The sequence below is a fragment of the Synechococcus sp. H55.11 genome, from assembly GCF_047462475.1.
Taxonomy (GTDB): domain Bacteria; phylum Cyanobacteriota; class Cyanobacteriia; order Thermostichales; family Thermostichaceae; genus Thermostichus.
This window is the reverse complement of sequence record NZ_JANSJI010000316.1, coordinates 1-12,714: the sequence shown is the minus strand read 5'-3', so window position 1 is coordinate 12,714 and position 12,714 is coordinate 1. Positions and strand designations below refer to the sequence as shown.

Sequence of the window (12,714 nt, the reverse complement as noted above, 5' to 3'; positions counted from 1 at the left end):
TTGAACAAAGCCTGGGCCAGATGCCGCCGCAGGTGCATCTGCAGATGGCCGATGCCACCCAGTTGCCTTATGGGGATCGCTGTTTCGATGTGGTGATCACCGTGCATGTGTTGCACCTCATCCGCGAGTGGCAACAGGCAATCGCCGAGATCCGGCGCGTGCTCAAGCCAAGTGGGGTCTATCTCTACGGCTACGGCGAGCGGGTGACGAGTGCCCGCCACTCCTTTGAGCTGCGATGGGCCCAAATTCTGGCGGAGCTGGGATTTGAGCCACAACAGGTGGGGGCCAATGCCGAGCAGGTGGAGGCGTTTTTGTGGGCTCAAGGGGCCCATGGGCAGCAGGTAACGGCGGCAGAGTGGCAGACGACCTTCACTGCCCAAGCCTTGTTTGAGCAATACGCCCAGCGCTGTTACAGCAGCTCCTGGTCGGTCCCAGAAGCGATCTTTCAGGCGGCCATCGCCCGCTTGCAAGCCTGGTTTCAAGATACCTATCCCAACCCCAATGCGGTGCTGCTGGGGGAGAGCCGGTTCCAAATGCTGCTGGCCCGCTATCCCTAGGCGGCTCTGGAAGTGGGGATGCGATCCTGAAAATCCTGTTGGTCGAACAGGTACACCGTGCGAATCGGGTAGGGGATGACCAATCCGGCCCGGTCGCAGGCCTGCTTAAGGGCGATCATCACCTGGGTGCGGACGCGGCGCACCTCCGCCTTGCGGGGCCGAGTCCAGTAGCGCACCACACAGTTGATAGAGCTGTCGCCAAAGCCGACGATGTCCAGCTCAAAGGGGGGCTCCGCCAGCACCCCCTCAACTCCCTGCACGGCTTCCCGCAATACCTCCAGAGCTTTGGGCAGGGGTGTGTTGTAGTCGAGGCCAATCTCCAGATCGGTGCGGCGAAAAGGGCGATCGGTTAAGACCGTGATCGGGCTGGTAAACACGATGGCATTGGGGATCACCACCCGTTCTCCTTGGTAGGTGCGAATCTGGGTGGAGCGAATGCTGATTTCTTCAACTGTACCTTCAAAATCTCCGACGATAATCTGGTCATTGAGTTGAAAAGGTTCGTTCAAAAGCAGCAGCACGCCCGCCAGGAAGTTCTTGAAAATATCTTGAAAAGCAAAACCGATGGCCACCGATCCTAACCCCAACAGCCCGATCAGATCTCCCAAGCGCAGATCTGGGAAAGCCACCACGCTGGCTGCCAGGATCCCCACCACCCAAGCACCCACTTGGCCGATCTGCACCAGCAACAACTGCAGAGAAGGGCTGGAGATCCACCGATTGGCTGCGGATCCCAGCAGGCGCCGCACGGCCCGAACGCCATAGCGGGTGGCCCAGAGGATCACTGCAGCAATCAAGAAGCCCGGCAACAGCTCGATGCCTCGCCCCACCATCTCCAAAAGACTGCGGTTGATGGTTTGAAGTAGTTCGTTCATATCTTTGCCCTTGCTCCGCTATCGACCACGATGAACGCCAGATCACTCTATAACACCGTTGAACTGCGGCGGGAACACTCAATTAGGACTCAGGGAGGCCCTCTGGGGGTTCCTCCTCAGCTAGTATCCGCCACCGCTGAGGTTCTGCTGCGCTTGCTACCCTGAACAGAGCCACTCTGCCGCAAGATGAAGTTCAGGGTAACGAGGGCAGCATGGCCAACTACGACTGGATTGTCATCGGCGGCGGGATCACCGGAGCGGCCTTGAGCTACGAGCTGGCCCGTCAAGGGGGATCCGTTCTCCTCATAGAGAAGGAAGCGCTGCCGCCCAGTGCCACGCGCTACAGCTACGGTGGCCTGGCCCATTGGGCGGGGAAAACCCCCCTGCTCAAAGCTTTGGGGGAAGAAGGGATCCAACGCTACCGCATCCTGTCAGAGGAGCTGGAGGCGGATATTCACTTTCGCGAGCTGGATCTGCTCCTGCCGATTGCCCCTGGCCACCAGCTAGAAGCTGTCGAAGCAGATCTGGCCGACTGTCGCATCCCACCCCGGCGGATTTCTGTAGAGACGGCCTGTGAGCTGGAGCCCCTCTTGCATCCGGCGGCCCTAGAGGGTGTGCTCTGGGCCCGGCATGGCCACATTCACCCCTGGCTGACGACGCTGGCTTTTCAGAAGGCTTTCCACCGCCTGGGCGGATCCCTGCTCTTGCAAACCGTGACGGGCCTGCGGCGACAGGGGCAGCACATTACGGGCGTGGAGACCGATACAGGCTTCTATGGCGCAGCCCAGGTGGTGGTGTGCGCCGGCGGCTGGACGCGGGCTCTGTTGCGCCAGGCCGGGATCCGGGCCCCTATCTACTTCACCCACGCCGAATCCCTCGAGCTGAAGCCTGCAGAGGTGCGGTTGAGAACCATCGTCATGAGCGCGCCCGTGCGGCGTTTGGAGCTGGAGCGGCAAGCGGCCCACCCCGACCGGGATCCCTTTTGGGATGAGCCGGGGCAGGAGCTCTGCCCGCCGATTTTGGATGTCGGGATCCTGCAATTTGTGGACGGCAGCATTCGCCTGGGCCAGATCAGCCGGGTGCTGACGGATCCCATGGCCGAGGTGGATGCCGCTGCCAGCGAAGCCCAGATCCGGGAACAGGCCGGTCGCTACCTGCCCCAGGTGGCCCGCCTGCCCGGGCGGTGGTACCACTGCTTGGTGGCCTTCAGCGCCGATCACCAGCCTCTGGTCGGATCCCTGCCCGGCTGGGAAGGCCTGCAACTGTTTTCCGGCTTCAGCAACCCTTTGGCCATCGTGCCAGCCCTGGCCCGTCGTTTCGCCCAACAGGCTTATGGACAAGTGGACGAATGGATCCCTGCTCTGTCTCCGGGGCGGTTTGTCCAGGTTTTGAGTTGAATACCTTGCCTGTCGATTGTCAATGGCCATCGCCGAACAGCTCTGAGATACGGCTATCCCATCTGCCGCATAATGGAAGCCGGGGATTTTCCGCGTCGGACATGATGCTCAACAGTGTGCCCAGTGCCATCGATCTCAGCCAAAAGCGCATCTTGCTCACGGGGGGCAGCGGCTTTTTGGGCAAACATGTGCTGCAGCAGTTGCAAGTGCTGGGGGTGAAGCCGGAGCAGGTGCGGATCCCGCGCTCCCGCACCCACGACCTGCGCCGCTGGGAAGTCTGCCAAGAGGTGGTGCAGGGGCAAGATATCGTCATCCATTTGGCGGCCCACGTGGGCGGCATCGGCCTCAACCAGGCCAAGCCGGCGGAGCTTTTCTACGACAACCTGATCATGGGATCCCAGCTCATCCACGCCGCCTATCTAGCTGGGGTGGAGAAGTTTGTCTGCGTGGGCACCATCTGCGCCTATCCCAAGTTCACCCCCGTCCCCTTCAAGGAAGAAGATCTCTGGAACGGCTACCCGGAGGAGACCAACGCCCCCTACGGCATCGCCAAGAAAGCCCTGCTGGTGCAACTGCAGGCCTACCGGCAGCAATATGGCTTCAACGGCATCTACCTCCTGCCGGTGAACCTCTACGGCCCCATGGACAACTTCGATCCGGAAAGCTCCCACGTGATCCCGGCCTTGATCCGCAAGGTCCACGAGGCGCAGCAGCGGGGCCAGAACTACGTCGAGGTGTGGGGAGATGGCAGCCCCACCCGCGAGTTTTTCTACGCCGAAGATGCCGCCCGCGGCATTCTCCTGGCCACCCAGCTCTACAACAGCTCCGAGCCCCTGAACCTGGGCACCGGCGAGGAGATCTCCATCCGAGATCTGATTGCCCTCATCTGCGAGCTGATGGAGTTTCGGGGCGAGATCCGCTGGCAAACGGACAAGCCCAACGGCCAGCCGCGCCGCTGCCTGGACATCTCCAAGGCCCGCGAGAGGATTGGTTTTGTGGCCAAGGTGGGGCTGCGGGAGGGGCTGCAGCGCACCATCGATTGGTACCGCCGCCACGCGCCAGCCGGCTAGGCGACAACCTGGCTCTCCAGCCGTCCATCCTCCATGTGCAGCACCCGGTCGGCGATGTCGAGGATGCGGTTGTCGTGGGTCACCATCAGGATGGTGCAGCCCTGCTCCCGCGCCAACTTCTCCATCAGGGTCACCACCTCGCGGCCCGACTTGCTGTCCAGGGCTGCCGTCGGCTCATCCGCCAGCACCAATTTGGGGTGGCTGACCAGGGCCCGCGCGATGGCCACCCGCTGCTTCTGCCCACCCGAAAGTTGTTCGGGGTAGTAGTGGACGCGATCCTCGAGACCCACCGCCGCCAGCATCGCTTCCGCCCGCTCTTGGGCTTCCTGGGCGGAAAGGCCGTTGTGCAGCTCCAGAGCCATACGCACATTTTGGGCTGCCGTCAGGGAGCGCAGCAGGTTGTGGGCCTGGAAGATGTACCCCACCTGGCGGCGGATCTGGATGAGGGTGTTGGGCTGGGCGCCCCGCAGCTCCTGCCCCAACACCCGCAAGCTGCCCTCCTGCACCGAGCGCAAAGCCCCCAGGAGCGTGAGCAGCGTGGTCTTGCCGGAGCCGGAGGGGCCGGTCAACAACACGATCTCCCCCGGCTGCAGAACAAAGTTGATGTCAAAAAGCACTTGCTTGCGCAGGGATCCCTCGCCAAAGTAGTGGTTCACCCCTTCGGCTTTGACCACCGGCTCAACGGCATTTTGGGTGGAGGCGAGGGCGGCTTGATCGAGAAGGGAAGGCAGCATAGGGAGCTCAAAATCTCAAACAACTTGGGTTGACAACTTATCGTGGGCCATCATGGAAACTGCCGCGATTGAACCATCCAGAAACCTTTGGCCGGAGATCATTGAAAGGATCCCAGAAGTTTTGGGCAGTTGAGTTCAAGCCATTCAACAATCCATTTCCTCTCCCCCATGCAACGCCTTGCCAAAACTTTAGAAAATATCGGCGGGATCGGCTGCCCGCAGGCGCCGCACGGCAATAGCTCCTGAGATAAAGCACATACTCACCGCCAGGAGCAGCACCAGCACCGCCCGGCTGAAGGTCATGGCAATTGGCAGCAACGTGGCATTGGCCGTCAAATCGTAGAGCAAAACCGCCAGGGCAAAAGCGGGAATATATCCCAGACCGGCCAGCAAAATAGCTTCTTGAAACACCACCCCCAGCAAGTAAGTATCCGTGTAGCCCATGGCCTTAAGGGTGGCATATTCCGCCAGGTGATCCGACACATCGGTATAGAGGATCTGATAGACAATCACAATGCCGACGATGAAACCCATGGCCACCCCCAGGCCGAAAATAAAGCCGATGGCCGTGCCCTCCTCCCAGTAGCTTTGCTCCATATCGATAAACTCTGCCCGCGACAGCACCCGCACATCTTCCGGCAGCAAAGCCCGCATCTGCTGCACCAACGGCTGGGGATCCACCCCCGGCTGCAGTTGCACCACACCGATATCCACGAGGCCGCGCTCCCGCTGGGGAAAAATGCGCAGGAAGTTGAGGTCGCTGGTGAGGATGGTGCCGTCGGCGCCAAAGGTAGCCCCCATCTCAAACAGACCCCCCACCTGGACGCGGCGGTTCCCCACCTCGGTAAAGACCTCTCGACCGGACTCAAACCATTCCGGGATGGGGCCAAACTCGCTGCGGGAGCGGCGGTCGAAGAGCACCACGTCCGCCTTCTTGATCTCCTCCAACTTGTCGGGGGTCAGCTCCGGCAACTCCAGCAGGTCGGCAGAGGGATCCACCCCCACCACAAAGATGCTGCGGGTGCGGCGGGTCTGGGGGTTTTTCCAGAGGGCAAAGCCCACATAGACGGGCGAGATGGCCCGTACCCCCTCAAAGCCCAGTGCCTGGTACAGCCGCCGCTGGGAAAAGGTGTTCATGGCAATGAGGGCGTTGGACTGGGGGCTGACCAGGAAGATCTCCCCTTTGAGGGCGACGTGGAAGCGGATGGCGCTCTCCAGCAGGCTGTCTTGGAAGCCCAACTGCATAAACATAAGGATGCAGGCAAAGGCAATGCCCGCCAGGGCCACCAGCAGGCGGATCTTCTCCCGCGTCAACTGCAGCCAGGCCAACGGGATGCGGCGCCCGATAAACGCTACGCTGAACAGGCCGGACATCGTTCCCCCCCTACCCCTCGACCTCGATGGCCACATCCACTTGCAGGTTGGTCAGGCCAGCCACGCGGGCGCTGCTTTCCGGATCCAGGCGGATATACACCTCCACCACACGGGCATCCACATCGGCGGCGGGGTCGGTGTTGAGCACGTCTTTCTTGCCGATTTGCAGGCCCAGGCGCTCGACCCGGCCCTGCAACGTTTCTGGCAGCGCGCGGTTGCTGATGGTGGCCCGTTGTCCGGGCCGCACCCGCAGGATGTCGGTTTCGTAGACCTCCGCCACCACCATCATCTGGTCGGTGTTGCCCAGCTCGAGGATCCCTTTGTCGGCAGCGATAACTTCCCCAGGATGGGTGTGGATCTTGAGCACCTGGCCGGCCTGGGGGGCGCGGATGAGGGTGCGCTCCAGGCGGGCTTCTGCCAGCTCCAGGTTGCGGGCCAGGGATCCCAGTTGCACTTGCGCTTGGGCCCGCCTCAGCCCTGCTTCAGCGGCTTGCACCTGGGCTTGGGCGTTGCGCAGATCCCGCTCGCGGGCCAGGCGCAGTTGATCCAGAGTGGCCTCGGCAGCCCGCAAGTCCTCCTGCCGTTGCCGCACCAGCAGAGCCTTCTGGTCTAGCTCCTGCTGGGAGATAGCCCCCTCCTGCCACAGGGTCTGAAAGCGAGCCAGGTTGGCCTCAGCATCGGCCAGCTCCGCCCGAAGGCGCTCCACCACCGCCTCTTGGGATCGGATCTGCAACTGTTGCGGTTCGTCTAGACGGTTGAGGCGGGTGCGCGCCTCTTCAACTTGGGCTTGGCCAAAGCGGGTCTCGGCCTCTAGTCGGGCGCGGGCTTCTTGCAGTTGGGCAGCAGCATACTCCCGCTCCGCCAGGCGCTCGCCATAGTTTTCCAGTCGCGCCAGCACTTGGCCTGCCACCACGCGATCCCCTTCAGCCACCAACATCTCGCCCACCCGCTCCCCAGGGGGGCCGGCCACCTGCACCACTTCTCCTTCCGGCTCCAGGCGCCCCAGGGCGCCAATACGGGGGGGCAGCCGGATTTCCACTGTCGCCTCAGCATTTTCTGAGATGGACTGAGTGGCTGCCTGCCGACTCAGGCCCAGCCAGGCTAGGCTGGCACAGCCCAGCAGCGCAGCTCCCGCCGTCCACCAGAGCACCCGCCGATTCATTAGTTCCCCACTCGCTTTGGTTCCGTAGTTGGGCACCGCAAACGTGCAAACGGTTGCTGTGTCGCCAATTCTTTAATAAATGTAAATTTTGCGAGCTGAGGATGTCCAGGTTTTTCCTGGGTGCTTGCTTTTGTTTTTTTTCCTAAATCTGGGTTGATCTGTCGGCCTTCGGCAGCCCTCAGGGGCAAAAGCTACCTAGCCGTAGGAATTCCTGATATGATCTGCCCTGTTTGGTGCCTCTCTGCAGGTGCCGATTTTTTGGGTGTGGTGGCAAGGAGTGAGGTGGAGTTGCGATGGTGGAGACAATTGGAGGAGGGGATCCCGTCACGCCGTCGCCGGTTCATTCTCAGCCTTTGCTCCCGCATCGGGATCCCTTCAATCCCCTGCTTTCCACTTATCACTTTGTGGGCATCGGTGGGGTGGGGATGTCGGCTCTGGCCTACATTTTGGCCAAGCAGGGGTTTCGCGTTTCCGGCTCAGATATTGCCGCCAATGGCCGTACCCGTCGCCTGGAAGCCTTGGGGGTACGCTTTATTCAGGGCCACACTCTAGAGGGTTTGGCCGGGGATCCCCAGGTGGTCTATTCCAGCGCCATCCGCCCCAGCAACCCGGAATTGGCAGCGGCCCTAGACAAGGGACTAAAGGTTTGGCATCGAGCTGATTTACTGGCCGCCTTGTTTAACCATCGCCCCAGCATCGGCGTGGCGGGCACCCACGGCAAGACCACTACTAGCAGTATGATTGGCTACATGCTGCTGGCGGCGGGCTGGGATCCCACCTTGATTATCGGTGGGGAGATGGATGCCTGGGATGGCAACGCCCGTCTGGGCCAGGGGGAATATTGGGTGGCGGAGGTGGATGAGTCGGATGGATCCCTGGTGCGGCTTTACCCCAAGATTGGCGTGATCACCAACATCGAGCTGGATCACCCCGATCATTACGCCAATCTGGAGCAGGTAATCCGGGCCTTTCAGCAGTACGGGCAGCAGAGCCAAACCCTGGTGGCTTGCCTAGATTGCCCCAACGTGGCCACCCACCTGGCGGTGGACATTGGCTACAGCCTGGCCGGCCATCCCCAAGCCCAGTACCAGGCGCGCGAGATCGTCTGCGCCGCGGATTTTACCTCCGCCGAGATCTGGGAGAGGGGATCCCTCCTCGGCCAGCTCCGCCTGCAGGTGCTGGGATCCCACAACCTCAGCAACGCTTTGGCCGCCGTTGCCGTCGGGCGGCAGTTGGGCCTGGAGTTCCCCGTGATTGCCTCTGCTCTGGCCCAGTTTCGGGGGGTGCAGCGCCGCTTTGAAGCCAAGGGCGAGGTGGGCGGGGTCACCTTTATCGACGACTATGCCCACCATCCCAGCGAGGTTCGCGCCACGCTGCGGGCGGCCCATCTGCAGCAGCGGCGGGTGGTGGCGGTGTTTCAGCCTCATCGCCACAGCCGCTTGGCCGCCTTGTTCCAAGATTTTGCCCGCTGCTTCGAGAATGCAGATGTGGTGGTGATCGTGCCCACCTATGGGGCCGGAGAAGCGTCCCCTGAGGGCTCCGATAGCTTGCGGTTAGCCGTAGCGGTGGCGGAGCACCATCCCCAGGTGCGCTACGTGTCCTCTTTGCCGCAATTGCCGCAGGTGTTGGCCTCTGTTTTGCAGCCTGGAGATCTCGCTATTTTTTTGGGCGCAGGTGATCTCAATCAGCAGATAGCCGCTACGATGCGGGCCTATGCGGCTCGGGTGGGGGAACAGCCTCTGGCAGACTTGGGGGAGAAATTGCCGGGGCAAGCGGAGAATGGGATCGGGGAGATGGGGGCTTCTGAGGTATTGGCATCATGACTACAGCTCCCTGCGTGCCCAATACCTCCAGCGTTGCCCGACTCTCTGGACGGATGCAAGCGGCGATCCCGTTGGCCCCTCTGACCAGCTTCCGGGTGGGCGGCAAGGCGGAGTGGTATTGCGAGCCGCACAACAATCTGGAGCTGCAGCAATGTTTGGCCTGGGCGCGGGCGCAAGGGATCCCTGTCACCCTGTTGGGGGCGGGCAGCAACCTGCTCATCAGCGATGCTGGCCTGCCGGGGCTGGTGATCCACACCCGGCGTTTGCGCGGGATGCAACTGTTGGAGGGGGGGAGGATCTGGGCCGCTGCCGGAGAACCTTTGATTAACCTGGCGCGGGCAGCTGCCAAGCGGGGCTGGAGCGGCTTGGAATGGGCCATCGGGATCCCGGGCACACTGGGGGGAGCGGTGGTGATGAATGCCGGCGCCCACGGACGCGCCATGGCGGACGTGTTGGTGGAAGTGCAGATTTTGGATGAAGAGCAGGAGCCCTGCCGCTTAGAACCTGTCGATCTGCAATTTGGCTACCGCCGCTCTCGCCTGCAGGACTTGCCCTGGACGGTGACGGGGGCAACGCTGCAGTTACTCCCAGGCCGGGATCCGGCCCAGGTGCAGTGGGAAACCCAGCGCAACCTCAACCAGCGCCTCAGCTCTCAGCCCTACCATCTGCCCAGTTGTGGCAGCGTCTTTCGCAACCCCGAAACTTATCCTGCCGGCTGGTTAATTGAGCAGACCGGTCTAAAGGGCTACCGGATTGGTGGGGCCCAGATCTCCGAGCGCCATGCCAATTTCATCCTCAACTGTGGCCAGGCCAGCGCCAACGACATCTACCGTCTGATTTGCTTGGCCCAAGAAAAGGTTTATCAACGATGGTCGATACTTCTGGAGCCAGAAGTGCGCATCCTGGGATCTTTTGACGATCCTTTGATGAGCTAATTTGGCCTGCTCCGTTTGTTTCTTTGATGATTTGATGATTCTGGTCTTACACTGTTCTCACCAGTCCTTGATGGATCCTCGTTGATTATTTTGCGTCGGCTTATGAGTCAGGATATGGCTACTTTACGTCGTTTAATTCGACGGCTCAATCAGTCCCACACCACCGCAGAAGAACGCCGCTATTTGGTGGAGATCGGCAGTTTGGCTGCCTTGCTCAGCGGGGAAGAAGCGGCTGCCTTGGCTCAGGATCCCACACAGCTCAGCGCCGAGCAGCACTATCGCATTTGGGATTGGGTGCGTCGCTGGGAACGGGAACACCGCCACGAAGACCTGGACTGGGATCCTACTTCAGACCGGCACAACGACTAAAACTTGAAAGGACTCCGCCCGCTACGGGATCCCGGATAGGATCTTAGGACAGAAGCCATCTCCCCAGTCTTACGTCACATGGCTTTATGAAAACCCAGAGACAATGTCTGGCCCTGCACCTGGGAGAATGGCACGGCCTGTTTTGCGAGTATCGACCCACCGCCCACGGCTGGGAACTCGTGGGCCAAAAGCGCAGCCTCATCACCTTTGAGGCTTTGGATTTGGGTGCGATCCGCCAAACCAATGCCTACTATCCCCCGCAGGGATCCCCCACCCCAGCAAGCCGCCAGAGCTGGGTCTATGAGGATTTCTCGCCCGGCTTGCGCTTTTTCCCCGATGGCTCCTTTTCCAACGGGCGGCTGCAACTGGCGCCGTTTGGCGATTTTGCCGTCGAGCAGGGCTTCCTCTGGGGGGATCGCAAGGCGCGGCTGGTGCAACAGTGGGACGCCCAGGGCCGCTTGGTGGGGGTGACCGTCATCTTGGAGCGGCGCGGCCAAGCGCTGGATCTTGCTGCCGACTTTCCCTCACTTACCAAAGCGCAACTGGGCCTGGCCCTGCAAGGGCGATGGCGGGGGATCGCCCAGAGCTTTTCTGCAGTTGATAGCCTGCCCAGCGAAACTGAAGTTCAGTTTTGGGGGGAAGAGGAAACAGGGATCCGGGCTCCCTTGCCGGGGGGGCTGTGGATGGGCGGGCCGGATCCCTTGCCCATCCCCACCCTGCATCGGGATCGCCGCTTTTCCGTCAGCCTAGGCTGGTTTCCGGAAGGGCCGGAAGGCCGCCACCTGCTGCGCCTGGTGCGGGACTACGACGAGGGCGGCGCCTGGCAACGGGTTACGCTGATCCGGCTGGAACGGGATCCTGGGTGAGAAAGGCGCAAACCTGGGCAAACACCGTCTCCCGCTCACAGTCCAACGTGAGAATGTGGTCGGAGTGCTCCAGCCAATGCAGGCTCTTCTGGGCGGATCCCAGTTCTTGATAAAGCCACGCTGCTTGTTCAGGATCCACCACCGTATCTTGGCGCGGCTGCAGGATGAGGGTGGGAACTTGGATGCTGGCTACTTCCCCCCTGACCCGCTCGATAAGCTCAAGAGCGCTGCGCACTGCCGTCAGATGGAAGCTGTGAAAATAGGCCACTTTTTCTGCCAGCGCGCGGACATCGCCATCCCGAATCGGCAGGCGGAAGCGAGGGACATCTTCCAAGAGCCAGCCCAGGCTGTTGAGGTACTGCTCTGGGCGAAAGAGATAGTACCAGTGGTGGCGAATGGCAAAAAACGGCGCCAGCAGCACCAATTTGTGGACAGGATGGGCAAAGGCCAGGTGCAACGCCAGCAGGCAGCCGGTGGAAAACCCCAACAGCGAAACACGCGGGTACTCCTGCCGCAGGGCTAGGTAATGTTCCAAAACCCGCCCGTACCAGTCGGTCCAGCGGGAAGGGGGCATGCGGGGTGCTGGACGCTCGTGGCCAGGGTAGTTAAACCCCTGCACCGTCAGGCCGGCTGCCAGCAGCCGCTCCGCCAGCCACTGCAACTCGTAGACACCACCCCCTAACCCATGGAGCAGCAGGCAGGCATGATCCCTTGATCCCCGCCACAGAAAAGGCTCGTTGCTCAGCATCAAAACCTCGCCTCAAGACTTGACCCAGGTCAGGACAGGATCCCTTTTTAACCCAGAGCAATATCCAGCAGCAGCATCACCACAAACCCACTGAGAACGCCAAAGGTGCCCTCCCGCTCCAGCCCCTGCCGGTGCGACTCAGGGATGATCTCATCTGAGATCACAAACAACATTGCCCCGGCGGCAAAGGCCATGCCCCAGGGCAACAAGGACTGCGCCAGAGAAACCACTGTCGCTCCCAGGATGCCGCCGATGGGCTCCACCAGCCCGGTCAGCAGGGCAATGGCAAAAGCAAATAGCCGCGAGTACCCCTGGCCTGCCAGCGACAAGGCCACCACCAGCCCTTCCGGCATGTTCTGCAGGCCGATCCCCAGTGCCAGCACCAGCCCATCGCCGACTTGGCCGGTGGCAAACCCCACCCCCACTGCCAGGCCTTCTGGGAAGTTGTGCAGGGCAATGGCGATGATAAAAAGCCAGATCCGCTTTAGATGGGCGCGGTTCTCCCCTTCGATCCCTTTAAAGAAGTGCTCGTGGGGAAGAAACTGGTGGGCACTCTCCAGGAAGATTGCCCCCAGCAACAGGCCCGCCACCATCACCACGGCCGCCCCCAACTGGGAATATCCCAGTGCCAGCGCCGCCTCGGTGCCCGGCACCAGCAGCGAAAACGAGGTGGCGGCCAACATCACCCCACCCCCAAACCCCAGCAGGATCCCTTGCACCCTCTCCGAGAGCGAGGGGAGAAACAGCGCCGGCAAAGCCCCCAGCCCCGTTGCTAATCCGGCCACAAAGCTGGCCAGGGATCCC

13 protein-coding genes are annotated in these 12,714 nt (G+C 61.6%); 7 read left to right on the top strand and 6 right to left on the bottom strand.

The window, feature by feature from the left end; all coding sequences use genetic code 11:
• Positions 1–557: class I SAM-dependent methyltransferase (locus NW853_RS12640; RefSeq protein WP_414349177.1), on the top strand; the 557-nt coding region annotated here is incomplete at its 5' end.
• Here NW853_RS12640 and NW853_RS12635 read toward each other — a convergent pair.
• Positions 554–1,432: a mechanosensitive ion channel family protein gene (locus NW853_RS12635; protein WP_414349176.1), complete on the bottom strand. Its 879-nt coding sequence runs from the start codon at positions 1,430–1,432 to the stop codon at positions 554–556. The genes NW853_RS12640 and NW853_RS12635 overlap by 4 nt on opposite strands.
• 212 nt (positions 1,433–1,644) lie before the next feature.
• Between NW853_RS12635 and NW853_RS12630 the strand changes: the two genes are divergently transcribed.
• Positions 1,645–2,829, top strand: coding sequence for an NAD(P)/FAD-dependent oxidoreductase (locus NW853_RS12630; protein ID WP_414349175.1), 1,185 nt, complete (start codon positions 1,645–1,647; stop codon positions 2,827–2,829).
• Between the two features lie 101 nt (positions 2,830–2,930).
• Positions 2,931–3,899: a GDP-L-fucose synthase family protein gene (locus NW853_RS12625; protein WP_414335395.1), complete on the top strand. Its 969-nt coding sequence runs from the start codon at positions 2,931–2,933 to the stop codon at positions 3,897–3,899.
• Here the strand turns inward: NW853_RS12625 and NW853_RS12620 are convergent.
• The 3 genes from NW853_RS12620 to NW853_RS12610 form a co-directional block, all read right to left on the bottom strand.
• The gene (locus NW853_RS12620; RefSeq protein ID WP_414335393.1) at positions 3,896–4,633 is read right to left on the bottom strand and encodes a DevA family ABC transporter ATP-binding protein; all 738 of its coding nucleotides are present in this window, start codon (positions 4,631–4,633) and stop codon (positions 3,896–3,898) included. The two genes, NW853_RS12625 and NW853_RS12620, sit on opposite strands and share 4 nt — an antisense overlap.
• A gap of 189 nt (positions 4,634–4,822) precedes the next feature.
• Positions 4,823–6,007, bottom strand: coding sequence for an ABC transporter permease DevC (devC, locus tag NW853_RS12615; protein WP_414349174.1), 1,185 nt, complete (start codon positions 6,005–6,007; stop codon positions 4,823–4,825).
• Positions 6,008–6,017: 10 nt separating this feature from the next.
• Positions 6,018–7,169 (bottom strand): ABC exporter membrane fusion protein, encoded by a 1,152-nt coding sequence (locus tag NW853_RS12610; RefSeq protein ID WP_414349173.1) that lies wholly within the window; start codon positions 7,167–7,169, stop codon positions 6,018–6,020.
• A 293-nt stretch (positions 7,170–7,462) separates the two neighbouring features.
• Here NW853_RS12610 and murC point away from each other — a divergent pair, with 293 nt between their 5' ends.
• The 4 genes from murC to NW853_RS12590 all read left to right on the top strand — a co-directional run bounded on the left by murC (position 7,463) and on the right by NW853_RS12590 (position 11,162).
• A complete protein-coding gene (murC, locus tag NW853_RS12605; RefSeq protein WP_414349171.1) occupies positions 7,463–8,992 on the top strand; it encodes a UDP-N-acetylmuramate--L-alanine ligase in 1,530 nt (509 codons plus the stop codon).
• The gene (gene murB / locus NW853_RS12600) at positions 8,989–9,927 is read left to right on the top strand and encodes a UDP-N-acetylmuramate dehydrogenase (RefSeq protein WP_414335385.1); all 939 of its coding nucleotides are present in this window, start codon (positions 8,989–8,991) and stop codon (positions 9,925–9,927) included. Before murC ends, murB begins: the two co-directional genes overlap by 4 nt.
• Before the next feature lie 114 nt (positions 9,928–10,041).
• Positions 10,042–10,296 carry a hypothetical protein gene (locus NW853_RS12595; protein ID WP_414335383.1) on the top strand — a complete coding sequence of 85 codons (255 nt, stop codon included), beginning with the start codon at positions 10,042–10,044 and terminating at the stop codon, positions 10,294–10,296.
• An 86-nt stretch (positions 10,297–10,382) separates the two neighbouring features.
• Positions 10,383–11,162, top strand: coding sequence for a DUF3598 family protein (locus tag NW853_RS12590; RefSeq protein WP_414349170.1), 780 nt, complete (start codon positions 10,383–10,385; stop codon positions 11,160–11,162).
• Here the strand turns inward: NW853_RS12590 and NW853_RS12585 are convergent.
• Both NW853_RS12585 and NW853_RS12580 read right to left on the bottom strand, forming a co-directional pair.
• Positions 11,128–11,910, bottom strand: a complete 783-nt coding sequence (locus NW853_RS12585) for an alpha/beta hydrolase (RefSeq protein WP_414349169.1) — start codon at positions 11,908–11,910, stop codon at positions 11,128–11,130. The genes NW853_RS12590 and NW853_RS12585 overlap by 35 nt on opposite strands.
• A gap of 47 nt (positions 11,911–11,957) precedes the next feature.
• Positions 11,958–12,714 (bottom strand): ZIP family metal transporter (locus NW853_RS12580; RefSeq protein WP_414349168.1); only part of this gene is annotated, 757 nt, incomplete at its 5' end.